The organism is Leucobacter luti, assembly GCF_019464495.1.
Classification (GTDB): Bacteria; Actinomycetota; Actinomycetes; order Actinomycetales; family Microbacteriaceae; genus Leucobacter; species Leucobacter luti_A.
Window position 1 is genome coordinate 287,298 of record NZ_CP080492.1, and the last position, 22,251, is coordinate 309,548.

Here is a 22,251-nt window from a genome sequence, read left to right on the forward strand (position 1 = left end):
ATGGCTGTCCGCAAGGTCCCGCGTTTTCCCGTGCTTGAGCCGCTGCGCTTTCCGAGGCTCGATCACGCTCCTGCCAACGCACCTGGTGCACGCGGGAGCTACGATCTGATTGAATTCACCGATGCTACCGCGCATGAGGACTCGCTCGACGGCGCCTCGTTTTCGGAGTGTGTGCTCAATGGCATCACGGGGGAGGAGCTGTCGCTCCGCGGTGCTCGAATTTCCGAGACTCGAATCACGGGCCTCAACGTTCCCACGTTGCGGGGTTCGAGAGTGCTGTTTCGCGACGCTGAGCTCCTGGGTTCACGCGTCGGCGCCATGGAGGTACACGATGGCGAGTTCCGAGGCACGCTCATTGCGGAGAGCAAGTTCGGCTGGGTGAATTTCCGTGCCGCACAGTTACAACGGGTGGTGTTTCGCGACTGCGTGTTTAGCGAACTTGATTTCGGCGGCGCGACGCTTGCGGGTGTTTCATTCGAGAATTGCCGAGTGGACACGCTGCAGATTGATGGCGCACGATTGTCAGACGTCGATCTGCGTGGCCTCACAATCATTGGCAGCATCAGCGATGCCCAGAATCTGCGGGGCGCGACGATCTCCTCGCAGCAGGCAGCAGAACTGACGCGGGTGTTCGCCTCACACCTGGGCATCTCAGTCGAGGACTGAATACGTGTGCTCCGTGCGCTTCAATCAGATGCGTGCCAGTGCAGACAGACGTGTGGCCGCGGCCCGTGAATACGGGACGCGGCCACACGCTGCATCGATGCGCTGAGTTAGCCAGCCGCAGCGATCCGTGGATTGTGGAACGTTGCTCCGAAGACACGCTCGCTCGCACCCACACGATCAAGATAGGGCGTTGCCCCGCCTGCCTGGAACGGCCAACCAGCACCAAGAATCAGGCAGAGATCGATGTCTTCGGCGGCCGCCACGACCCCCTCGTCCAGCATGATCTTGATTTCGCCCGCGAGCTCGTCTTCAACGCGACGCAGGATGTCGGACTCAGTAACGGGGGAGTTTCCGAACTTCAGTGCCTTCTTCGCGGCCTTCGAGAGGTCCTCGACCTTGCCCTGCTTCGTCTTCACGAGCGCGCTATCGATCTCTGCGAGAGCGTGGAGGTTCGGAGAGGCGTAGAAGCGCTCCGGGAACGCCGCAACCATGGTGTCCTGTACGTGCGCCGCAACTTTCCAACCGACGAGGTCGATGAGTTCGAACGGACCCATCGGCAGCCCGATCCCGGCGAGTGAGCGCTCAACGACTGGCAGTGGCGTCCCCTCGTCGAGTGCGCGCGCCGCCTCGCCCATCACTTTGGCGAGGAGGCGGTTGACCACGAAGCCGGGTCGATCGGCCGTAATCACGGCGCTCTTCCCGAGCTTGCGCGCTACGCCCATAGCGGTGGCAAGCGTCTCGTCGTCCGTCGCCGGCGTGTTGACGACTTCGATCAGTGGCATCACGGCGACTGGATTGAAGAAGTGGAAGCCCACGAGGCGCTCGGGGTGTGCCAGGTTTGCGCCGATTTCCTCGACTGATAGCGACGAAGTGTTCGTCGCCATAACGGCCGTTTCGGAGATGATCGGCTCGATCTCGGCAAACACCTGCTGCTTCACGCCGAGCTCCTCGAAGACGGCCTCGATCACCCAGTCGCAATCAGCGAACAGAGTCTTGTCCGTGGTGCCACTGACGAGGGCCTTGACCTGGTTCGCGTCGTCCTGCGTCAGGCGTCCCTTCTCCTGCATTTTGTCGATTTCACCGCGGATATGCGCAATGCCTTTGTCGACGCGTGCCTGATCAATATCGGTGATGATCACGGGGACGCGGAGCTTTCGCGCGAACAGGAGCGCGAACTGGCTCGCCATGAGGCCGGCGCCGATCACGCCGACCTTCTGAACCGGCTTCGCGAGCGACTTGTCCGGAGCTCCGGCTGGCCGCTTCGCGCGCTTCTGGACGAGATCGAAGGCATAGATTGACGCGACGAACTGGTCGCCCGCAATGAGTTCAGCAAGTGCGTCATCTTCGCGTTCGAAGCCGCGCTGGAGATCGTTGTCCTTCGCCGCGCTCAGAAGATCGAGCGCAACGTACGGCGACTTCGCAGCCGTGCCAATCCGGGCCTTGAGCATGTCCCGGGCGATCTTGATCGCCGCTGGCCATTTTGTGAGGCGTTCCAGCTTGCCGGGTACATGCGGGCGCTCAACCTTGGTCTTACCGGTGAGTACGCGATCCGCCCACGCGAGCGACTCTTCAAGGAAGCTTGCCGCTCCGAACATCTGGTCGAACAGACCCATTTCGGTCGCCTGCTTCGGCTTCAGCATGCGATTGTTCTTGAGCGGGTTTGACACAACTACTTCGAGCGCCTGCTCGATCCCGATCAGGTTGGGGACAATCGTTGCGCCGCCCCATCCTGGGATGATGCCGAGGAACACTTCGGGAAACGCGAGCGCCGCGGCAGACGAATCTACGGTGCGGTAGCTGCAATGCAGCGCGATCTCCATGGCGCCGCCGAGCGCGAGCCCGTTCACAAACGCGAACGAAGGAACGCCAACGGTGCTGAGCTTGCCCAGGATGTAGTGGCCATACTGCGCCATCAGACGAGCGTTCTCTGCGGTGGCAAGCGTCGAGACCTTGGAGAGGTCTGCACCAGCGGCGAAGATGAACTGCTTGCCGGTGACACCGACAGCCGCAATCTCCCCAGCGGCTGCTCGTGCAGTGAGCTCGTCCAGTACCGCGCCAAAACGCTCAAGCGTGCGGGGCCCGAGCGTGTTCGGGCGAGTGTGGTCCCTGCCGTTGTCGAGGGTGATGAGCGCGAGCGTACCGCCGGAGGGGAGGGTGACGTCTCTGACGAAGGACTCAGTGATGACTTCGTCAGCGGAGGCCGCGAGAAGCGGGGCGAAATCGATACTGCGGTAATCAGTCATGGCGTATTACTTGCCCTTCTTGCCGTCGAAGTGGGGATTCTCCCAGATCGCAGTGCCGCCCTGACCCAGGCCGACGCACATCGCCGTGACACCGTAGCGCACGTCTGGACGCTGCTCGAACTGACGCGCGAGCTGAATCATGAGCCGAACACCGGAAGCGGCAAGCGGGTGGCCCACTGCGATTGCGCCGCCCCACGGGTTCACGCGAGGATCCTCGTCGGAGATGCCGAAGTGATCGGTGAACGAGAGCACCTGCACCGCAAATGCTTCGTTCAGCTCAAACAGTCCGATGTCGGTGATACTAAGACCAGCGCGCTTCAGCGCCTTCTCCGTCGCGGGAACGGGGCCGAGGCCCATGACTTCGGGCTCAACACCGGCGAAGGCGAATCCAACGAGCCGCATCTTCGCGGTCAGCCCCAGCTCGCGCGCGGTATCGGCACCAGCCATCAGCGACATCGTCGCGCCGTCAGTGAGCGGGGAAGACGTGCCAGCGGTGACGCGTCCGTGCGGGCGGAACGGCGTCTTGAGGCCTGCGAGCCCCTCCATCGTCGTCTGCGGGCGTCGGCCCTCATCTTCGGTTGCAAGGCCCCAGCCAGCGGCGGAACGTGTGGCGACGGGGATCAGATCCGGCTGAATATCGCCGCGGTCATAGGCGGCCTGCACTTTGTGCTGGCTCAGCATGCCGAAGCGATCTGCCCGCTCTTTGGTGAGCGCTGGGAAGCGATCGTGGAGTCGCTCAGCGGTGAGTCCCATGTTGAGCGCGTCTGGGCTGACGAGCTTTTCTGCGACGAAGCGAGGGTTCGGATCGGCGTCCAGACCGAGCGGGTGACGTCCCATGTGCTCTACGCCGCCGGCGACGGCAATGTCGTACTGGCCGGATCCGATCGCGGCGCCCATAAAGGACGCCACGGTCAGGGCACCGGCGCACATGCGGTCCAGCGCGAAGCCAGGAACGGTGACGGGGATTCCCGAGAGAATCGAAACGGTGCGACCGAGTGTCAAACCCTGATCGCCCTGCTGGGTCGTCGCGGCAATGCCAACGTCGTCGATGCGATCGAGCGGGAGTCCTTCGTTGCGGGCGAGGAGACCCTGCAGCGCCTTGACCGCGAGGTCGTCGGCGCGGGTCCCCGCATACATGCCCTTGTCGCCTGCGCGTCCGAAGGGGGTACGAACCCCGTCTACGAACACAACATCTCTCATTGCGGCCACTTCGCCTCCATCAGGTATGTGATCTGTCTTCCACCATATTAGAGACTCAGTCTCAATCCGTGGACAACCCGTGTGAGTTCGCCGCAACTTCCCGGAATTCCGGGGCCTCACTTATCGCAGATCTACAAAAACAGCCGCAAGTATTGGTGCAACTATTCCAAGCTGCCACTCACGGGCTCCGAGCTCTTTGAGACGGAGTGCGATGCTCTCTGCCGAGCGATCAGCGGGTGGACGCCACACCAGACGGCGCAGATGATCCGGAGTCAGCAGATTCTCAATGGGGATCCCCTGACGCTCCGCCTCGGCCTCCACCGCGGCACGCGCGGCGACCAGCCGCTCGGCTGCCTCCGGGTTCCGCTGGCCCCAGCCGCGATGGTGAGGGATCGCGTCAGGATCCCGGGGCTTCGATCCAGGCAAATTTCCGGTGGTCTTTCCGACGAGGATCGCTTTCCACCACCGGTCGATCTCAGTGCGGCTCGCGCGCCCCTTAAAATTCGGAATCCGTGCGAGATCACCCTTGGAACGTGGATTTGCCGCGGCCGCCGCAACCACCGACGAGTCTGGGATGAGTCGCCCTGGCGCGATATCCCGTTCTCGTGCAAGCGCGTCGCGCGCTTCCCAGAGCTCGCGCGCGAGCGCCAGGCTTCGCGGTGTCTTCAATACATGCGCACCGGAGAGCTTTCGCCACGGCTCCGGGCTCTTGATCTTTTGCGGCCGAGTGCGCACCGCTTCAAACTCCTGCACCGCGTACTCGCGCTTGCCTTGGGCATCGAGGTCATCCGCGATCGCGTCGCGGAGATCCGGGAGCAGCGCAACATCAAGCGCGGCGTACTCAAGCCACGACTCGGGAAGCGGGCGCTGCGACCAGTCGGCCGCCGAGTGAGCCTTCTCCAGGTGGATCCCGAGCAGCTGCTCCACGATCGCACCGAGCCCCACTCGGTCGTAGCCGAGCAAGCGTGCCGCGAGCTCGGTGTCGAAGAGGCGGTCAGGATGCAGTCCGAGTTCATCAAGGCAGGGAATGTCCTGGCTGGCGGCATGCAGAATCCACTCTTCACCATCCAACGCTGCGGCGAGTGGAGCGAAACTCGTGATTTCGATTGGATCGAAGAGGAATGGACCGGCGCCGCGTCGATACACCTGCACGAGATACGCCTCGGCGCCGTAAGTGAACCCTGAAGCGCGCTCAGCGTCGACACCAATTGGCCCGGTAGCGTCGGCGAGCAGGGCTGCAGCGTGAGCAAGACCAGCATCGTCGGTGATCAGCGACCACTGGGTGTCGAGTTCTGACTGTTCAACCAAGACTTCTAGACTCCCTCAGAGGTCGGGCGCGCCCGTCGCGCCGCGAGCGAGTCGATTCCTTCTTCATGTGGGAGTCCAGCGAGCAAGCACAGCAGCTCCGACCAGGCCTCTGCATGAGCGGAGAAATCGGCTCCGAGCGGCGTCCACGAGGCCCGCAGCTCAATTTGAGCGGCATCGCCCCTCGATTCAAGCGTACCGAACCCGCTGGAGATCGTCTTCGTGGCAGTGCCAGAAAGGTACGTGTACTGAGCCGCCCGGGTATCGAGAGCGTCAACGAGCCACGACCAAGCAACATCCGAAATGAATGGATCGACGCCAATCTCCATCTCGAGTGGCGCGTGTGCAAAACACACGACGCGGAACGGCCCGCCCCATTCCTCAACGGAATCAGGGTCGTGCAGCAGCAAGAGCCGCCCCGCGCCGTAGGCCGAGTCGAGGGCGGTTTCAGCGTCGTCGCCGCGCTTCGGCCCGCGCGAGACTCCCGCGGCGAGCGCGACTGAGTCCGGTGCGATCCGTTCAGGAGCGGGGATCTCCTGAGACACGAGTTCACTACGAAGCCGCGCATTTCGGATCTGTTCGGCCGCGACGCTGAACTCGATCGATGTCCCGCCGATCATTGCCATCACACCCGTGACACTAGAGTTTCCTGTGAATCATCTTGCGAAGCCACGCCGGGATCGCCCGGATCGCGGCAGGAAGGGGCATCCAATGCAGCGCTGGGAGAGCAAGCTCAGTCGAGCAGTGGGGTATGGGTTGGGTGCGGCGGCCCTCGGCCTTGCAGGGGTGGTTGCGGGGGGTACCGCCCTGGCGCGCCGGGTCGTCACACCCGATCTTTCTCCCGCTGAGCCTGTCCTGCTCGATCGCATTGAACGGGAGGACGATCGGATCATCGTCTGGTTACGCGGCAGGCACGCTGATCTGCCCGGCCAGTACTCGCTGCTGTTCAACGGTGACGCCGGCCACGCGCGCGTCGGCCCGGTCCTCGCGATTGATCGTGGCGCAGTCTCCAGGCAGGTGCTGCAGGTCGATCGCGGCGTGCTGCAGGCAGGAGCACGAGGACGCCTGACGGGCTGGTGGTATGCGACTCCCGAGGCCGTTGGACTGCGCACGGAACGCATCCACTATGAGACGGAACTCGGGGCCGCAGAGGCCTGGATCCTCCATCCTCCGAAGGTCCGTCGTTCTCAGCGAGGCCGCTGGGCCGTGCACGTGCACGGCCGGGGTGCGCTTCCCGAGGAAACCCTGCGAGGAGTGCTGCCGCTCGCTCGTGCTGGGATCACGAGTCTCGTGATCTCTTATCGCAATGATCCTGGCGCACCAGCTGGCGACTATGGTCGCTACGGAATGGGAGTTGCGGAAAGCCGCGACGTCGACGCGGCAATCGCTGAGACCCTTCGACGAGGGGCTCAGCGCGTGACCCTGTTCGGGTGGTCCATGGGGGGCACGGCAGTTCTCCGCTCCGGCACGACTGGCCGGTATGCTGCAGCCGTCGATGGCCTCATTTTGGACTCGCCCGCCGTAGACTGGCCCGCACTCCTGCGACACCAGGCGGCCGCTGTGGCAGCGCCGCGGCCGCTGGCTGACCTCGGCATTACCCTCCTGAAGCGCGGTGTGGTGCGCGGGGGAGAGCCTGGCGGGATCGACTTCCCGAGCCTGCGCCCACAGACTGTCGGTCGAGCGTTGCAGGTGCCTGTGCTTCTCCATGCGAGTCGTGGAGATAGCTTCGTCCCCTGCGCGGGGGCCGAAGCGCTGGCAGCGAGCCGCCCGGATCTCGTGCAGCTGCGCCTGCAGGACGAGGGTGAGCATGTCAAGCTCTGGAACACGGATCCGGAGGGGTGGGAAGCGGCAACAGAGCAATTCGCACGGGCCCTCCCCAAACCCGGCTGGCGTGGGGACCTGCTCGTCCCGCCGGTGCGGCTAGACTAATCTGCGATGTCCTCTGACAAGCAGCACAGCGCCGCGCGCCTCGTTGACCGCCGGCCCAGCATTTCCGGAACCGAACTCGTTGCGACCCTCGTGCCGCCTCCGCAGTTCGATCATGCCTCGTTTGAGTCGTACCGCCCAGATCCCGATTACCCCTCGCAAGCTGAAGCGCGCGACCTGCTTCAGGCGTTCGCTGGGCCGGGAACTCCCGCAGGACGCGGCGGCGGCGGCCTCTTTGGCTTTGGGCGGAAGAAGCAGGCGGCCCCGACTGCCCCAGCAAAGCCAGGAGTGTACCTCGACGGAGGATTCGGCGTCGGCAAAACCCACCTGCTTGCTGCCACCTGGCACGCAACTGCCGGGCGCAAATACTTTGGCACGTTCATCGAGTACACCGCACTGGTCGGGGCGCTCGGCTACGCGGGTGCTGTGGGCGTGTTGCAGGGTGCGCGGCTCATCTGCATCGACGAGTTCGAACTCGATGACCCGGGCGACACCATGTTGATGACTCGGCTTATTGGCGATCTCACCTCGACCGGATCACGCATCGTCGCGACGTCCAACACCCCACCCAACGCGTTGGGAGAGGGACGGTTCGCGGCTTCGGACTTCATGCGAGAGATCCAGGCCATGGCTGACCGTTTCCGCACGATCCGGATCGATGGCGTTGACTACCGTCAGCGCGACATCGAGGGCGATGCGCGCGCGCTGAGCGACGACGCGTACCGTTTTGCGCTTGCGGACGTTGCTGCCTCCGGTGAACGTATGACTGACGACGACTTCACTGAGCTGACAGAACACCTCGCCACCGTGCACCCCTCCGCGTACTCAGGGTTGCTGGCCGGCGTGCAGTGCATTGGCCTGCGCGACGTGCACGAGTTGACTGATCAGTCTGCTGCACTTCGCTTCGTTGCGTTTATCGACCGCGTCTACGACGCCCAGATCCCGATTCGCGCAACTGGCCTTTCGCTGACCTCGATCTTCGGCGGCGGCATGATTGACGGCGGCTATCGCAAGAAGTACCTCCGCTGCATTTCGCGTCTGAACGCGTTGACGGCGAGCGAGATCTCAGCGTGAATAAGTCCTCACGGGGGTGGGCGGACTTCCTCCGCTCGTTCATCGACGCCTTCGTGAGGGCTTCTCGGAAGAATTCAGGCGGCACGGGATCTGGATCCCGTTCAGGCGGCACCGCACAGCCACGCCCTCGTCAGGATACAAAATCCAGGCCAAGCGGGAAGCCAGGGTCACGTTCGGGAGCACCGGCGACGGAAGGAGCCGGGCGCGGACCCGGAGCCACATCGCGCGGTGCCTCTGCCAACAATGGCGAAGTAAGCCCCGGGCAATTCGGCCCAGGCGCGACTCGCGACCTCACGCGGACCGAAATTCAACGCCTCAAGCCGAGCTATGCCCCCCGGGCTGATGGGGATCCCGATCCCGGTGAAATCGTGTGGACCTGGGTGCCCTACGAGGAGCACGACGGGCGTGGCAAGGATCGCCCGGTGCTGATCATTGCGCGCATTGACGCCGACACTACGGCTGGGTGCTACCTCAGCACGAAAGCGCACCGCGGTTTTGTCTCGATTGGCACGGGCCCCTGGGACAGCCAGGGACGCGAAAGCTTCCTCTCGCCCGAGCGCGTCCTGCTCGTGAGTCACGCCGGCATGCGACGAGAGGGCACCGTACTCTCACGTGAGCGCTTCGCACCGGCAGTGGCGGCAGTACTCCGCGAACACGGCATTTCCGCCTAGTGAACCGTGCAAAACGGGTGACCCACCGGATCTAGGTAGACCCGGAACGTCGCTTGCATATCGACGAGTCTTGCTCCCAGCTCAAGCAGGTGCTCTTCCGCGGCGTTGAGATCCCCCACTGCGATATCGAGATGCATCTGCTGTGCGCCCTCAGTGCCAGGCCATACCGGTGGTACGTACTCGGGCACGAGTTGAAAGCCGATGCGGAGCCCGCCACCGGGGAGCACGAGATCTACCCAGTCATCGTCGTCAGGATCGAGTACACCGCCCAGAACACCGCGGTAGAACTCAGCGAGAGCCGCTGGGTCAGGGCAATCAAATACGACGCCGTAGAGTGAGCCAATCGGTGGTGCGCCACTCATGAGTGTTCCTCTCCTCGAGACCTGCGTGCGTCCAGTCTGGCGGGAATTCCGGCCCACGTCATCCCCTGATTTGCGCGGTCCGACTACGACTCGAAGCTCAGGGCGCAGTGATGAAGCCGCCGACGAGCGACACAATCATCGCCACGACGAGCGCATTGAATGCAAACGCGACGACCGTATGGGATCGCACGGCGCCAAGCCCGGCACGAGTACGCGGCGACCCAGCGGAGAGCGCCCCCACTGAAGAAACCATCACCGCCATCGACACGAAGTCGATGAACCTTGGCTCATCATCGATCTCGAACTCGATGTGATCCCCGCTCGCGTGGAGTCGGAAGTATCTGAAAGCGTAGGCATAGACGAGTGTCGCCCAGGCGCATGCCGTGGTGACAAGCACGAGGAACGCGAGCCATATGCCCCCGCCGTCGCCACCGATGACCACGGCGGAAATGGAGACGATGAGCGCGCTCGCTGCGCTCAGGATCACCCAATCGTTCGTGCGCGCGACCCCCAGCATTCGAGAGAGCCTGCTCGGCCCCCTGAGTTGCTGCGTGCTAGCAATCTCGACCAGCTCCCCATGGTCTGTGCGCACGAACAGATGATGGGACCAGAGTAGGTACACGAGGAAGAAGCCTGAGAACATCGCGCACATGAGCGCAAACAAGAGCCGCAGCTCCGCCTGCCCGAAGTGATCGGAGAGCAGCACCGGAATGGCGAACGCCACAGGAACAGGACACGTGAGCAGGAGCGCGATTCCGGCCCGGAAGCCGTCGTCGAAGCGAAGTGGAATCTCTCGTGAACCGCGCGCAGACATCAGCCAACCATAGCGCGAGCTCAGCATGGCTCCGTAGTAGTGAAGAGCTATCGCAGTGCGAGCGCAGAGCGATCACCGTGTGTTCCAAGGGCATCTCTGACCTGTCACACAATGCCCTTTTCTGCGCGAGACTCTATCCGCGGGACCGTGAACACGCCATAATGGCCTCAGCTGAGCGAATTGTTCGGCGGCACGTCATATGCGAAGGATTCAAGATGAGCATCGAAGATCTGAGTAAGAAGGCAACCGAGGTTGCTGGCAAGGTGGGGGAGTTCGCAAAGGAGAACGCTGACAAGGTGGGCGAGGCGCTGAAGAGCGACCAGGCCGAATCCATCAGCGACAAGATCCTTGACGGCGCCGCTGACCTCGCAAACAAGGTGACTGGCGGTAGCCACGCCGACAAGATCGCGGAAGTCCGTGACAATCTCGACGGCAAGATCGGCAATCAGTAAGGTACTGATCTTCGAACGGGTCGATCCTTCGTGAGGATCGGCCCGTTTCTGCTGTCCGGGGCTCCTGCACGTCCTCCCCGTGTTGCAACCTGAGCGTCAGTGCCGCGCGTGCGTGAACACCTTTGGAGCGTCGGACGTTCAGCCGTCTCGGCGCGGGAGTCCCACGTCGAATCCGCAAAACGTCCTGGCTACCGCTGTTCTGGCTACCGCTGTTCTGGCTACCGCTGTTCTGGCATAAACCCCGGGTCTGAATGGAGCGCCGCAAATATCAGCGTGTCCGTCCACTCGCCCTTGCTCCACCAGTTTTGTCGCAGGTGCGCCTCCTGGCGCAATCCCACGCGCTGAGCCAGGCGGGCCGAAGCCTCGTTGCGAGGGTCCAGCTGCGCGACGACTCGATGCAGCTCATAGTCCTCAAATGCGAGCCGCAGCACAGCAGTCACCGCTTCTGTCGCGAAGCCTTTGCCGCTCGCAGAAGGATCCAGCACCCAGCCGATTTCGGCTACCTTGCCTGCAACGTCAGTCAACCAGAGCAGCACCTCGCCGACTACGGCGCCTTCATGCTCGACCACCCACCCGAGCGAATGCGGGGCTCTCGTCAAGCTGGTGCGGGGGAGCCGCTGATTGATCTGGAGTTCGGCGAAGCTGTCTGACCACGGTTCATCAAGGAGATACTTGGCCGATTCAGGGTCACCGTACATCCGCTGCAGCGCGTCGCGATCACGTCGTTCGTACCCGCGAAGCCGCAAGCGTTCGGTGCGCAGCGTCGGAGTGAGATCGGCCGGAACCGCGAGCTCATATCGGCGCAGCTCGACCTGCTCGCGAGCTCCCGTCCGTCCAGGTTTCCAGCCTTGATCGAGGTAGCCCGCCTTCTCGAGAACGCGGTGCGCCACGACGTTTGCGGCGGAGGCCTGTGCACGCAGTGCGACGAAGCCACCTCTCCTGGCAAGTTCGCTCGCGAGGGCGAGCGCCGCTTCGGCTCGGCCGCTTCCTCGGTACCGTGACACAAGCCACCAGCAAATCTCGGCCGAGTCGTGTGTCACATTGAACAGCATGAGGCTGCCGATGAATTCGTCGGTCTGAGGATGTGCGATCGTCAAGACCGTCAAATCTTCGCGGCCCATGCGCTGTTCATCGGTTTCAGCGTTGGAGAGCGCCGGTGGCGCAGAGTGGTGCTCAGATACTGGGAGAGGTGGCCAGCTCCGCAGTTCGGGATCGGCGGTTCCGGCAGTGTAGAGGGGAGCGTCAGCGGAGGACATGCGTCGCAGTGTCGCGCGCTCCGAGACGAACGGGAGCAATGAGAGATCCAGCATGGCTGTAAAACTAACATAGATCGGTTAGGGTGGTGCCGTGAGCTATTGGGAGCATGAGCGGCCCGTGCATCGCACGCGTGCCATCAGCACCGCGAACCTCGCGGCAGCTACTGCGAAGTTACTGGACTTCGGCGGCACGGGAGCTGTGACCGTGCGCGCAGTTGCACGTGAGTTGGGGGTGGCCCCCGCGAGTCTGTACTCACGCATCACCGCGGCAGATGACCTGTTTGACATCGCCCTTGACGCGACGCTGGGTGAGGACATGAACATTCGCCTCGCAGAGCGGGGAGTGACGCTCGAAGAACTCATGATCGCCTACTACCGGCACCTGGTGCAGCATCCGTGGGCGAGCCGGGTGATTGCGATGCGTGCGCCGCGTGGCCCCAACTACCTCGCTCTTTCCGAGCGCATGGTGGTGTTGCTCGAACAGGGAGGGCACGCCGATCCACTCACGGCCGCATATGCGCTGTCGAACTTCGTCACGGGCAGTGCGAGCACGACGCCCATGGCGGGCAGTGAGCGCGTTGCGGCGGTCCCCGCTGAGCTTGCTCCGCGCTACGCAGCACTTCATGCGACGCAGCACTTGGATCCTGAGCGCATCTTCTTGACAGGGTTGCGTGCGCTCTTGGTGACTTCGAGCGACACCGGGGGTGCATCTCTCGATCGGGCCCAGCGTGCCTGAACGCTTCCCCCTCTCGATGAACGCACAAGGGTCTTAGCTGTGCGCGATACTGGGATCGAACCAGCGGAAGAATTTCCAAGCGGACGCGAAGCGTTCGCAATTCTTCCGAGGTCACTGCGTGAACTCCTGGCGGGAGCGCACAAAAAAAGACCCGGCCGAAGCCGGGTCTTTGCTGTGCGCGATACTGGGATCGAACCAGTTTCGTGGGTTTGTTCAAGGCCTCGCCAGGAGTCAATTTTGGCATAATTACGGCAAAGTTTCCGCCATGGATGACCAGGCCAGGGTGCCTGAAGTAGCCTAAAGGGGCACTCACGACCCCACGCTGACCCCACGGAGACGTTCACGACACAGAAAGCGCGAAAGCGCCCCAGAGGCTTCGGCGAGGTTTCGAAGCTGCCGAGCAAGAATTACAGGGCTCACTACGTAGTGAAGGGTGTCCGGTGCTCAGCCCCCACGACGTTCCCGACCGCGGCAGCTGCAGATGCTTGGCTAACAAGAACGCACGCAAGGATGTCGGGTGGCTCTTGGGAGCATCCTGACATCGTCGCGGAACGGGAAGCGCAGGAGGCCGAGCGTCGCGAGCGACGCGACATCATGCTGGGTGCCTACGCAACAGAATGGGCCGAGCGCCACCCTAACAACCGCAGGACAGGCAGGCCGTTATCACCGAAGTCTGTGCACGAGCGGACGCGGATGCTTCGGCAAGCCGGCACCAAAGGCCCAAACGATCCAGGAGGTCCCCTCTCGGAGCTCCTGGATCTCAAACTCGGCGAAGTTACTACGGCCCGCGTTGCCGCATGTCACGCTGCTGGGATCGAAACGGGCAAAAGGACTCAGACTTCGCGAGCGTATGAGCTGTTGGAGCCGATCATGAAGGAGGCGCTCGCTGAAGGCCTCATCGATGTGAACCCCTGCGTCGTGGTTGGCGGCAAGTCACAGCGCACCGGCATCGAGATTGCGCCGCCAAGAAGCGATGCCGAATTCGAGAAGCTCCTCGAAGAGATGCCGGACGAGTACAAGGCGCTGGTCGTCGTGTTCGCTGCCGCTGCTTGTCGCTTCGGCGAAGCAGTGGACCTGCGAGCTGACGACATTACAGCGCTTCGCGATTGGGAGGGCGAGATTGAGTACGTTGCCGTAACTATCGATAGTCAAGTACAGATCATCGACGGCATCGTGCACCAGATCCTACCTAAGGCCGAGAGCGTTCGCTCGGTCATTGTGTCTGGAGAGGATGCCGAGATAATCGCCGAACGAGTCGAGGGTCGTACTGGCCGTGAGCGGCTCTTCCCTGCGCGCACGGATCCAAGTAGGCCGCTTTCGCGGTCAACATTCGACCGCCACTATGACCGAGCGCGCAAGGCAGCGGGTATGCCGAACACCCGCCCCTACGATCTCAGGCACTTCGCCGGAACCCGCTATGCGCAGACTGGCGCAACACTCAAAGAAATCATGGCCAGACTCGGACATTCGAGCCCCAGTGCCGCTCTGCGCTACCAGCATGATGCAGACGAAGCACGGCGCATCGAACTGGCAACGAAGGCAGGAAGGAAGCGGCGCATGAACAAGGTCTGACCTTGTGGCAAGGGGTGCGGAATGAGCTCGGTTCGCGCTTAGCAACTCTCCAGTAGGCGCGCTCCGGTGCACTCGCGGCTATAAGAAGCAGGCTACTCGGTAGGCGGGAGGATTAGGTGTGTGCTGAACGCGTGTACGAGTGTCTCCAAGCACTTAGGCAATCTGCAATTGGCTGGCATTGATATGATTTGGCTAGTAAACGAACTGGGGGGACCAATGAAGGTTTTTGTAAGCTGGTCTGGCAATGAAAGCAAGAAGCTCGCTGAGAAAATCAGAGAGTGGTTGCCAAGCATACTTCTTCAGAACGTCAGTGCCTTCGTTTCTAGCCAGGACATCGAGAAGGGCTCAAGGGGGCTGAGCGTAATCGCTAGCAACCTTGAGGACACCGACTACGGAATCATCATTCTTACCCAGGAGACACAAAACGCGCCTTGGCTCAACTTCGAAGCAGGTGCACTGGGGAAATCGCTGGGAGAGTCACGCGTATCTCCCGTGCTCGTCGATGTTACGCAGGCTGATGTAAGCGGCCCAATTCAGCAGTTTCAGATGACTAGCCTCTCCGATAGGGATGACGTTTGGAAGCTACTTACGGACATCAACGCTCTGGTAGACAACCCCGTCCCGAAAGATGCTATGCGTACTCTTTTTGATAAGGAATGGCCAGCTTTCGAGCTCGCAGTCCAGGAAGCCCGAAAAGGATCCGGCCCGACCAAGACTTCGCGACCTGCTGACGAGATCCTCGATGAAGTTCTTTTCCGAGTTCGGAACATAGAACGTCGCTCGATTCCTGAGCGACGTCGCTTCGGCCCGACGGGACTCTCCCGGGAACAAGAACACAAGCTGGTGGATCTAGTCTTCAGCTATATAGCCACACCGAACAACGAAGAACTCCGAGGTGGAATCAAGGTGGGCACTTCTGGACCAACTGTGGCTGTTTCTGTCCCGGTTGACGCAAAGCCCGACATTGAGGGATTGCAGAGGATCGCAAACCACGAGGGCGTCCGGATTGAGCTTGGCGACCTTGGAGTGATTATTGAACCGCGTAGCACTTGACGATTCTCTATCAACATAGAAGTTGGCTCGGAGACGGGCTGAGAGATTGATGGAAGACGAGAGATGGAACCCATGGAACAGCGAATAAGCGATGAACATCTCGAGCTGATTGAACAACTTCGCCCAGTTGGAGTCCCAGAACATCCGTGTTCTGAGTGTGCTCCTTCTGTTGACGGTCTGACTGTTGTTCACACTGATGAATGCCCGATTATCCAAGACATAGAGAACAAGTGTGAGGAGGATCGAGTATGGTTCGAGAGCCACCCCGGCGCAGAGTTTTTCTATAGGGAAATCTCATGGGGCGAAGCAGCACAGCTTCTTTCTCAGAGCACTGAGCGCTATTCAGCACTTCCAGAAGGGCTAAAACTCTTTCCCGAGGGAAGGGTCCGCGTAGAGCGAGTGGCTGATGGTGTCCGGTTTCGTAGATTTGATGACGTCTTCTTTATTGTTGAGCAAGCCTAGGCTCATTGACGGATTCACAACATTGACCTGACCGCAATACGATAGAGGCTCCAAGCCAGTTCGAAATATTCGTTCCCGAGGGGTGTGGCCCATGCGCTGCCTCGAGTTCCATCATTCCGGTTGTTCTCGCTGCTTTACCTCACGCATCAAGCCGTTGCCCGCGCAGGTCTGCTGGCAATGGTAGGGATAGAGCTTATGTCCCTGAACCAAGCTAGCTATGCTGCCGTTCTCGCTCCATTAAGACCTGGCATCTCCCACACCACGCAAGAGTTCAAGAGGATCGACTCCGACGCGCTCCGCTAGCTCTTCGAGAGTGTCCAATGTGAGATTGCGCTCGCCTCGCTCCAACCCGCCAACGTACGTCCGATCCCAGCCGAGCACCTGCGCGTAGGCCTCCTGACCCACGCCCTGCGCGATCCTGATGCGGCGCAGGTTCACACCGACGCGCCTATTCAGGGTGCCCTTCTTGTCCATGCTTCAAGCGTGGGACGGGAAGACGCATAAGTACACGGACATATGAGTTTCATTTAGATTTACCGCTGACCACGCCATTTCGCGGCGCGCACTTCTAAGGAGACTTGATGAAGAACACCCGCCGCCCATTCGCCGTGCTCGTCCCGCTCGCAGTCGCCACCGTGGCCCTCACCGGCTGCTCCAGCTCCTCTGACCTCTCGGGCACCTATTACGGCGAATCGAACCTCGACTCGCACTCCAAGGGCACCGTCGTCGTGGACGGCGGAACGGTGACCATGACTTCTTGGGACTGCGAGGCCGGTGAGGTCGTGGACAGCGAGGAGTATGTGAGCGTGAGCCTCCTGAACGAGGACCGGACGCAGGTCAACTGGGGCGAGCAGGGCGAGCACTTCAACACCGGCGAGCACCAGACCCACGGAGTCGTTGCTTCCGACGACAAGAATGTTCTCCAGATCAACAAGGGCACGTTCTACCGCGAGGGCACCGAAGCCACCGACGAGGCGCGAGCAGCATGGGCCGAGTACTGCGGCGAGAGCGCAGCCACCGATGCGGCGCGCAAAGCCAATGCCAAGGAGAAGCAGGCCGAGGCCGAGGCCGTGACTTCCCAGTACGAGGCCGCAGCGACCAAGGTCATCGACGCGTTCATACTCACGGGGTCGGTCGAGACCGGCGACACGGCAGTCCTCGAGCCGCTACTCCAGAAGAACGGCATCACCGCAGCGGAGATGCTGGAGAACCTCGCCGCGGACGAGGACGCCATGATGGATCTGCAGGCGAAGAGCCCCGAACACCTGGAGGCCCTCGTGGTGGGCCTCCAGGTGCTCGCCCAGCAGTAGCCGAGCGCGCCACCCAGAACACCATTCAGCGCCCCGGTCGAGCTTCACGCTCGACCGGGGCGCTGTTCGTCAGGCTGCCGCACCTCGCTGCGCGAGCCTTGCCAACAACCTGGCTTTCATGTCACTAGGCTGCATGAGGAGCACAAGCCGTCGCGAGTTCACAGGGGAATCAATGACCAAGAAGTACCAGATTTTCGTAAGTTCGACCTACGAGGACCTTAAGGTTGAACGAAACCGAGTAATTCAGGGAATCCTTGAGCTTGGCCACATACCTGTTGGAATGGAGATGTTCAGCGCGGGCGATGAAGAGCAGTGGAAAGTCATTGCCAGGAACATTGAGCAGAGCGATTACTATGTCGTCATCGTCGCCCACAGATATGGCTCTATGTCTGGTGACATAAGCTACACGCGCAAGGAGTATGAGTATGCAGTAGCGTGCGGGGTTCCCATTATTGGATTCGTTGTAGATCCGGATGCAACCTGGCCCCCTGCCTTCGTGGACACTGAAGCTCCACACACGACGGGCCTAAGGGAGTTCAAAGCGCTCGTTACTTCCAAGCTCGTTGGGTTCTGGCAGAACGCAGATGACCTCTACGGTCAGGCAACAGTCGCACTTGTGAAGGCAGCCAATACGAATCCTCGAACTGGCTGGGTAAGGGCCGACGCTGCGGTTGGCACTGAGACCGTTGCGGAGATGACGAGGTTGAGCGCAGAGAATGCTGAGCTGAGGCGCGCCCTCAAAGAGGCAACGACCGCAGCGATTGAGGATCGCACCGCTCATTTGCAAGCAGTCTACGATCGTCTGTCAGACATGGAGTGGTCCCACAGCGTTCGAGTCGTCGGTAACGATGAATGGCTTGAGGGCGAGCCCATTAACCTTCGCCTCATTTTTGAAATACTTTCCCCGGGCATGGTTATCGAAATGACGAAGGACAGCATCTCCGAGCTCCTTGTCCTGCATGCTTCTGCTCAAGCTAACGAGGCGCGAGTCCGTCACGTCCCGACCAACACGCGAGACGAAATGCTCGCGGACTTCATGTCGCTCGATCTGATGCAGCCGTCGTCTCTGCGTCACCCTGTTTCCGATAAAAACGAGTATTGGACGCTGACCGAGCTCGGACAGGAGTTGCTCAAGTTCATCCGGAGAATGGAACTAGACAAAGCCCCAGAGGCCGTCAAGAGCGACGAAGACACCCCTTTTTAGCGGACATCACCCCGGCCTGGGGCGCGCTTGTTCTTCATCTGCGTGGCAGCTTGTGTTCTCACTACCAAGCAGTTGAGGGCGTTGGCGTCGCAATCACCTCTCGAAGCCGTCTCGCTGTACACTGCCTCGATGCTGGACTGCTGCGTCGTGCGTGCGGAGCCCGTCGCCGCGTTGCCGCTGCCGAGCTGCAAGCACATCGCCCACCGTGCGCCCCGTGCCGTCCTGCTTCCTCGCTCCGTAGACCCCGTTGGGAGCGTTAGCCTCGAACAGGGTCGCTGCTGCGTCGGCCTTCGCGAGGCGCTGTGCGACCTCCTGCTCGTCAGCATCGCGGAGCTCGTTCAGACGCGCCGTAGCCGCAGCCCTGCCCTGCTCGACGCCCTCGGCATAGCCGCGCTGCACTGCGTCCCGCTGCCGCTCAGCGATGTCGCGCTGTTTCGCGTCGAGCGCCTGCTTGCTTTGGCCTGCCGCTCCTTGGCCGTCCTGTAGCGCGTGACTCGGTCGAGGTGCAGCGCGTCGTCTTCGCGCCGACGCTTGGCGACCACAGCCCGCTCAGCGTCGAAGTACTCCTCCATCGCGTTCGCTGTGTTCTCCTGCTCCGCGAGCATCGCCAGCCTGTCCAGTTCGCGGTCGGCATCGGCGATGTTCTCGGCACGCTCCAGTTCGCGGGCGCGCTGCTTAATGCCCGCTTCCTGGGCCTCCGCCGCCGCGAGCCGGTCCTCTGCGATGATGCGTGCGTCGTCCGTCGCTGCATAGAGGTCCTTGCCCTGGCTGTTGCCCTTGGTCTTCTCGTTGATGTCCTTCTCAACTGGCCAGCCCTTGGCGATCATGAACTCGCGCATCTGCTCCTGGTAGTTCGAGAGCTTCACCGCGCCTCCGATCTTCTTCCCGGCCTTCGGGTTCCCATCGGGGTAGCACACGGTGTCGTGCGTGAACCACGTCTCGCCATGGAAGGTGCGGAGGTGCCCGGGGTGCTTCGGGTCCGCCGCGTAGTTGTCGAAGCCGACCTGCATGTGGGGTCGGTGCTCGCTGTACTGGTCGCTGCGGAAGTGCAGCGCATCCATGCCGTCCGCGATCAGCCCGCGCTCGACCATGAACGCGAGTGCATCGTCGAAGTACCTGCGTGCCTCGTCAGCATCGCGCGGAATCAGGCGCGGCTTCGTGAGCGGCTCGCCCGTGGCCTCACTGATGACCTGCTCTTCGGACCCGTCTTCGCGCTTGCGCATGACTTAGCTCACGTTCACCGGATCGACCCTGCACATGTTCTCCGGCAGCTGCACTACCAGCAGCGACAGCTCGTAGTCCTTCGCCGCCTGCTTCCTGTAGAGCTGCGCGTTGCGTGCCGCCAATGACTCCTCGACCTCCTCGAACCGTGTCGCGGTCTTCAACCCTCCGACGCCATCGCTGACCCAGTTCTCGTTGAGCTGCTCCTCGCTCAGCAGAATGTTCGGGTTCTTCACCGCCTCGCGAGCCGACTGAGCGGCATCGAGCGAGCGCAGCGCCTCCTTCGCGATCGCGAGGTTCGACCCGCCCTTGGTGGACGGCGTGCCCGTCTTCTTGTCGCCGGGGTACTTGCCCCCGGCCTTCGTGTGCACGCCCTTGAAGCCTGCACGGCCCTTCGCTTCGCTCATGTCTTGCTCCTCGTCTCAGAATCGTCTCGTAGTGCTCCATGCACCCCCGCGAGCCTTGGGCTTCGCCCCTCGCGCGGTTGCCTGTCGCTGCGCCTCCGCATCGCGTGGAGCCTCGGGCTCCGCCCTCAACGCGATGCTGCGCCGCTGAAGTTTTCGTACCCGGAGCCTCTGCTGCGCCCTCCCGATACGAAAACTTCATTAAACGACCTAGGAACTTTCTCGCTGCGCTCGAAAGGTTCCCAGGTCGCCCTCCGGGAGCCGCTGCGCGGACGGCTCCGCTTCGGGTGGCGCTGATTCGCCCCACCCTCCGCTTTGCCCGCGCGGCAGAGCTGCCCGACGCGATGCGTCGAGCACCCCACCACGGGCCACGGTCACGCCTCCGAGCGGTGCTCGGAATCGCGACCGGGCAACCCGCTGAGCCACCCGTCAGACGGAGTCTCGTCGGTGAGCTCCTCGTCCGTGCAGCGCTCGCTCACCGCGTGCGTTACATCGGGCTCGTCAGCCGCTGCGCGATGCCGCTCGACGCGGCTCCGCGTCCGCTCGCGGCGTGCTGCGACCTCGGCGTCGCGGCGGCCCGCCAGCTCGCGGAACTCCTCGTAGTGGTGCCTGCGCAGCCACTTCGCGAGGTGCTTCTCGTCGCGGTCGTCGCGGCACTCGGCGCGCCGCGCCTCACGCAGCTCTTCCAGCTCCTTGGCGTGGCGAGCCTTCAGCGTCGCCTCGGTCATGCTCTTAGCCACGATGTGGCTCCTCTCTACCGCGTTACGCGGCTGTTGTGATCGCCCACACCCGATCCGATCGACACGAGCCCCGCCGAGTAGCGGGGTTTTTTCATTCCAGGAGGAACTATGAAGATGACTCTTGAAGCGTGGGGCCGGTCCGTCGATGGGCAGCTCATCGATCGTGATGGTAGCGCTGGAGCGCAGTGCTCGGACCTGTGGGCGGACTACGCGGAGCGGGCGGTTGGTGTCCCGATCGGGTGGACGTACACCGTGAACAGGCCGGGCCACCCGGACCATTTCCTTGCGTCCTCGATGTTCCTGTTCTTCCCAACTCCGCGTGTGGGGGACCTGTCGCAGTACTTCGTGCAGGTCGGCAGGCACGAACCAGCACAGGCTGGGGATGTGGCCGTGTGGGCGCGCTCATGGAGCTACCCCGCCACCCATATCGCAATCGCCACGGGGCCAGCAGTCGACGGAATGCTGCCGTGCTGGACCCAGAACCCCGGCGCCACCCGACACGAATCACTCACGACGGCGGGGTTGCTTGGCTACCTCCGCCCGATCGCACTCATTGAAGGAGACGAAGACATGACACCAGCAGAGCGCAAGTTGCTCACCGAAGTACACGCCGCACTCTGGCAGATCACAGACCCGAAAAACGGGCTCTTCGCGAAACTCCCCGGCCAGGTGCTCGATGCCAAGGTTCCGATGGAGGGCAGCAAGAAGGGGCAGACCAAGACGCTCCGGCAGCTGATCGCTTGGAACGACCACCAGTGGGCGAGCATCAAACGCCCGCTGGAATGGCTTGCGAAGTCCGGCCCCGCCATGTCGACCGCGATCACGAAGATCGCGAAGACCCTCGGAGCCAAGTGAGTGAGGACCAGCTGCGGGCACTCCTTGGCGACCTGAGTGCTGTTCAGCTTGGCCTTTGGGCGTTCGCCTTCATGGCGATTGCGTTCTTCGTGGTGAAGATGTGGCCGTGGCTGAACAGGTTCGTTGCCACGGTCAACGCTCTCGCTGACCTGCCGTCGAAGCTCGGAACTATCGCGGGCATCGAGCAGAAAGTGGTGCGGATCGAAGCGCAGGTCAAAGACATCCACCACGAGACGCACTTCAACTCGGGCACGTCAATCAAAGATGCGACGGTCCGGATCGAGAACAAAGTCGATGCCATGCAGTCACTCATGGAAAACGGCGATGCGGATCTGGACACCAGAGTCAGAACGATAGAGCGCGCCATGAATTTCGAAAGGAACACTGATGAATAATTTGATTCCCGACCGTACACATCTTGCAGCGAAACGCGGATTCATTCGTACAGCAGCTCAGTCGCTTGCTACATCGTTTACTTTTCCGGCGGGCGTTACGATCGCGTTCACGGGAGACGCGCTACTTGCCTGCATAGTGGGGCTCTGTAGCCTGATCATTGGGGCGGCTGTAAATGGTGCACAGTCCTACCTTTCCATCCTCGGGTCAGGGATTCCGGATGATTACCAGCCTGAGGCCTGATCACTGACGCTCTGCACAATACCGACGTTGGCAAGGCTGGAGTTACTTCTGGGTTTCGCGTAGTGGGGCCTAAGCCATATCATTGGTCC

Annotated in this window: 23 protein-coding genes; 12 read left to right on the forward strand and 11 right to left on the reverse strand. The window is 62.0% G+C overall.

Going from position 1 to position 22,251, the window contains the following annotated elements; genetic code table 11:
* Positions 1–666, forward strand: coding sequence for a pentapeptide repeat-containing protein (locus K1X41_RS01325; protein WP_133616652.1), 666 nt, complete (start codon positions 1–3; stop codon positions 664–666).
* Between the two features lie 107 nt (positions 667–773).
* Here the strand turns inward: K1X41_RS01325 and K1X41_RS01330 are convergent, their stop codons facing one another.
* From K1X41_RS01330 to K1X41_RS01345, 4 genes are all read right to left on the reverse strand, one after another.
* Entirely contained in the window at positions 774–2,909 is a 2,136-nt protein-coding gene (locus K1X41_RS01330; RefSeq protein ID WP_220175144.1) for a 3-hydroxyacyl-CoA dehydrogenase NAD-binding domain-containing protein, read from the reverse strand.
* A gap of 6 nt (positions 2,910–2,915) precedes the next feature.
* Complete coding sequence (locus tag K1X41_RS01335) at positions 2,916–4,118, reverse strand: thiolase family protein (RefSeq protein WP_133616654.1); 1,203 nt, start codon at positions 4,116–4,118, stop codon at positions 2,916–2,918.
* A 111-nt stretch (positions 4,119–4,229) separates the two neighbouring features.
* Positions 4,230–5,417, reverse strand: a complete 1,188-nt coding sequence (locus K1X41_RS01340) for an HRDC domain-containing protein (protein ID WP_220175145.1) — start codon at positions 5,415–5,417, stop codon at positions 4,230–4,232.
* Positions 5,418–5,422: 5 nt separating this feature from the next.
* The gene (locus tag K1X41_RS01345) at positions 5,423–6,040 is read right to left on the reverse strand and encodes a DUF3000 domain-containing protein (RefSeq protein WP_132203303.1); all 618 of its coding nucleotides are present in this window, start codon (positions 6,038–6,040) and stop codon (positions 5,423–5,425) included.
* A gap of 85 nt (positions 6,041–6,125) precedes the next feature.
* Here K1X41_RS01345 and K1X41_RS01350 point away from each other — a divergent pair, with 85 nt between their 5' ends.
* The 3 genes from K1X41_RS01350 to K1X41_RS15300 all read left to right on the forward strand — a co-directional run bounded on the left by K1X41_RS01350 (position 6,126) and on the right by K1X41_RS15300 (position 9,085).
* Entirely contained in the window at positions 6,126–7,343 is a 1,218-nt protein-coding gene (locus tag K1X41_RS01350) for an alpha/beta hydrolase (RefSeq protein ID WP_132203305.1), read from the forward strand.
* Between the two features lie 6 nt (positions 7,344–7,349).
* Positions 7,350–8,414, forward strand: a complete 1,065-nt coding sequence (gene zapE, locus K1X41_RS01355) for a cell division protein ZapE (RefSeq protein ID WP_133616656.1) — start codon at positions 7,350–7,352, stop codon at positions 8,412–8,414.
* 368 nt (positions 8,415–8,782) lie between these two features.
* Entirely contained in the window at positions 8,783–9,085 is a 303-nt protein-coding gene (locus tag K1X41_RS15300; RefSeq protein ID WP_243642824.1) for a hypothetical protein, read from the forward strand.
* Here K1X41_RS15300 and K1X41_RS01365 read toward each other — a convergent pair.
* Entirely contained in the window at positions 9,082–9,447 is a 366-nt protein-coding gene (locus K1X41_RS01365) for a VOC family protein (RefSeq protein ID WP_132203309.1), read from the reverse strand. The two genes, K1X41_RS15300 and K1X41_RS01365, sit on opposite strands and share 4 nt — an antisense overlap.
* Positions 9,448–9,544: 97 nt before the next feature.
* Positions 9,545–10,261 carry a DUF1345 domain-containing protein gene (locus tag K1X41_RS01370; RefSeq protein WP_220175146.1) on the reverse strand — a complete coding sequence of 239 codons (717 nt, stop codon included), beginning with the start codon at positions 10,259–10,261 and terminating at the stop codon, positions 9,545–9,547.
* Positions 10,262–10,476: 215 nt separating this feature from the next.
* Here K1X41_RS01370 and K1X41_RS01375 point away from each other — a divergent pair, with 215 nt between their 5' ends.
* A complete protein-coding gene (locus K1X41_RS01375) occupies positions 10,477–10,713 on the forward strand; it encodes an Rv0909 family putative TA system antitoxin (RefSeq protein ID WP_132203313.1) in 237 nt (78 codons plus the stop codon).
* Positions 10,714–10,931: 218 nt separating this feature from the next.
* Here the strand turns inward: K1X41_RS01375 and K1X41_RS01380 are convergent, their stop codons facing one another.
* Positions 10,932–12,023, reverse strand: coding sequence for a GNAT family N-acetyltransferase (locus K1X41_RS01380; protein ID WP_220175147.1), 1,092 nt, complete (start codon positions 12,021–12,023; stop codon positions 10,932–10,934).
* Positions 12,024–12,060: 37 nt separating this feature from the next.
* Here K1X41_RS01380 and K1X41_RS01385 point away from each other — a divergent pair, with 37 nt between their 5' ends.
* From K1X41_RS01385 to K1X41_RS01395, 3 genes are all read left to right on the forward strand, one after another.
* Positions 12,061–12,705 carry a TetR/AcrR family transcriptional regulator gene (locus K1X41_RS01385; RefSeq protein WP_258566602.1) on the forward strand — a complete coding sequence of 215 codons (645 nt, stop codon included), beginning with the start codon at positions 12,061–12,063 and terminating at the stop codon, positions 12,703–12,705.
* 870 nt (positions 12,706–13,575) lie between these two features.
* On the forward strand, positions 13,576–14,277 hold the full coding sequence (locus K1X41_RS01390) for a tyrosine-type recombinase/integrase (protein ID WP_220175148.1): 702 nt from the start codon (positions 13,576–13,578) through the stop codon (positions 14,275–14,277).
* A gap of 216 nt (positions 14,278–14,493) precedes the next feature.
* On the forward strand, positions 14,494–15,330 hold the full coding sequence (locus K1X41_RS01395; protein ID WP_220175149.1) for a toll/interleukin-1 receptor domain-containing protein: 837 nt from the start codon (positions 14,494–14,496) through the stop codon (positions 15,328–15,330).
* A 699-nt stretch (positions 15,331–16,029) separates the two neighbouring features.
* Here K1X41_RS01395 and K1X41_RS01400 read toward each other — a convergent pair.
* Positions 16,030–16,266 (reverse strand): helix-turn-helix domain-containing protein, encoded by a 237-nt coding sequence (locus K1X41_RS01400; protein ID WP_220175150.1) that lies wholly within the window; start codon positions 16,264–16,266, stop codon positions 16,030–16,032.
* A gap of 107 nt (positions 16,267–16,373) precedes the next feature.
* Here K1X41_RS01400 and K1X41_RS01405 point away from each other — a divergent pair, with 107 nt between their 5' ends.
* Together K1X41_RS01405 and K1X41_RS01410 are read left to right on the forward strand one after the other, a co-directional pair.
* On the forward strand, positions 16,374–17,102 hold the full coding sequence (locus K1X41_RS01405; protein WP_220175151.1) for a hypothetical protein: 729 nt from the start codon (positions 16,374–16,376) through the stop codon (positions 17,100–17,102).
* A 172-nt stretch (positions 17,103–17,274) separates the two neighbouring features.
* A complete protein-coding gene (locus K1X41_RS01410; RefSeq protein ID WP_220175152.1) occupies positions 17,275–18,306 on the forward strand; it encodes a DUF4062 domain-containing protein in 1,032 nt (343 codons plus the stop codon).
* Between the two features lie 338 nt (positions 18,307–18,644).
* Here the strand turns inward: K1X41_RS01410 and K1X41_RS01415 are convergent, their stop codons facing one another.
* The 3 genes from K1X41_RS01415 to K1X41_RS01425 form a co-directional block, all read right to left on the reverse strand.
* Positions 18,645–19,529 carry a hypothetical protein gene (locus K1X41_RS01415; RefSeq protein WP_220175153.1) on the reverse strand — a complete coding sequence of 295 codons (885 nt, stop codon included), beginning with the start codon at positions 19,527–19,529 and terminating at the stop codon, positions 18,645–18,647.
* Between the two features lie 3 nt (positions 19,530–19,532).
* A complete protein-coding gene (locus K1X41_RS01420; RefSeq protein ID WP_220175154.1) occupies positions 19,533–19,934 on the reverse strand; it encodes a hypothetical protein in 402 nt (133 codons plus the stop codon).
* A 371-nt stretch (positions 19,935–20,305) separates the two neighbouring features.
* Positions 20,306–20,671 carry a hypothetical protein gene (locus K1X41_RS01425; protein WP_220175155.1) on the reverse strand — a complete coding sequence of 122 codons (366 nt, stop codon included), beginning with the start codon at positions 20,669–20,671 and terminating at the stop codon, positions 20,306–20,308.
* A gap of 108 nt (positions 20,672–20,779) precedes the next feature.
* On the opposite strand from K1X41_RS01425, the gene K1X41_RS01430 reads away from it, so the two are divergent.
* Together K1X41_RS01430 and K1X41_RS01435 are read left to right on the forward strand one after the other, a co-directional pair.
* Positions 20,780–21,526 carry a hypothetical protein gene (locus K1X41_RS01430; RefSeq protein ID WP_220175156.1) on the forward strand — a complete coding sequence of 249 codons (747 nt, stop codon included), beginning with the start codon at positions 20,780–20,782 and terminating at the stop codon, positions 21,524–21,526.
* Positions 21,523–21,921 (forward strand): hypothetical protein, encoded by a 399-nt coding sequence (locus K1X41_RS01435; RefSeq protein ID WP_220175157.1) that lies wholly within the window; start codon positions 21,523–21,525, stop codon positions 21,919–21,921. The genes K1X41_RS01430 and K1X41_RS01435 overlap by 4 nt, the downstream gene beginning before the upstream one ends.
* Positions 21,922–22,251: the final 330 nt, after the last annotated feature.

Excerpts from the sequence above, each read along its gene's own strand:
- K1X41_RS01325 (WP_133616652.1), top strand. The coding sequence starts at position 1 with ATGGCTGTCCGCAAGGTCCCGCGTTTTCCCGTGCTTGAGCCGCTGCGC.
- K1X41_RS01330 (WP_220175144.1), bottom strand. The coding sequence starts at position 2,909 with ATGACTGATTACCGCAGTATCGATTTCGCCCCGCTTCTCGCGGCCTCC.
- K1X41_RS01345 (WP_132203303.1), bottom strand. The coding sequence starts at position 6,040 with ATGGCAATGATCGGCGGGACATCGATCGAGTTCAGCGTCGCGGCCGAA.
- K1X41_RS01350 (WP_132203305.1), top strand. The coding sequence starts at position 6,126 with ATGCAGCGCTGGGAGAGCAAGCTCAGTCGAGCAGTGGGGTATGGGTTG.
- zapE (WP_133616656.1), top strand. The coding sequence starts at position 7,350 with ATGTCCTCTGACAAGCAGCACAGCGCCGCGCGCCTCGTTGACCGCCGG.
- K1X41_RS01365 (WP_132203309.1), bottom strand. The coding sequence starts at position 9,447 with ATGAGTGGCGCACCACCGATTGGCTCACTCTACGGCGTCGTATTTGAT.
- K1X41_RS01370 (WP_220175146.1), bottom strand. The coding sequence starts at position 10,261 with ATGTCTGCGCGCGGTTCACGAGAGATTCCACTTCGCTTCGACGACGGC.
- K1X41_RS01375 (WP_132203313.1), top strand. The coding sequence starts at position 10,477 with ATGAGCATCGAAGATCTGAGTAAGAAGGCAACCGAGGTTGCTGGCAAG.
- K1X41_RS01380 (WP_220175147.1), bottom strand. The coding sequence starts at position 12,023 with ATGCTGGATCTCTCATTGCTCCCGTTCGTCTCGGAGCGCGCGACACTG.
- K1X41_RS01390 (WP_220175148.1), top strand. The coding sequence starts at position 13,576 with ATGAAGGAGGCGCTCGCTGAAGGCCTCATCGATGTGAACCCCTGCGTC.
- K1X41_RS01395 (WP_220175149.1), top strand. The coding sequence starts at position 14,494 with ATGAAGGTTTTTGTAAGCTGGTCTGGCAATGAAAGCAAGAAGCTCGCT.
- K1X41_RS01400 (WP_220175150.1), bottom strand. The coding sequence starts at position 16,266 with ATGGACAAGAAGGGCACCCTGAATAGGCGCGTCGGTGTGAACCTGCGC.
- K1X41_RS01405 (WP_220175151.1), top strand. The coding sequence starts at position 16,374 with ATGAAGAACACCCGCCGCCCATTCGCCGTGCTCGTCCCGCTCGCAGTC.
- K1X41_RS01410 (WP_220175152.1), top strand. The coding sequence starts at position 17,275 with ATGACCAAGAAGTACCAGATTTTCGTAAGTTCGACCTACGAGGACCTT.
- K1X41_RS01415 (WP_220175153.1), bottom strand. The coding sequence starts at position 19,529 with ATGCGCAAGCGCGAAGACGGGTCCGAAGAGCAGGTCATCAGTGAGGCC.
- K1X41_RS01420 (WP_220175154.1), bottom strand. The coding sequence starts at position 19,934 with ATGAGCGAAGCGAAGGGCCGTGCAGGCTTCAAGGGCGTGCACACGAAG.
- K1X41_RS01430 (WP_220175156.1), top strand. The coding sequence starts at position 20,780 with ATGAAGATGACTCTTGAAGCGTGGGGCCGGTCCGTCGATGGGCAGCTC.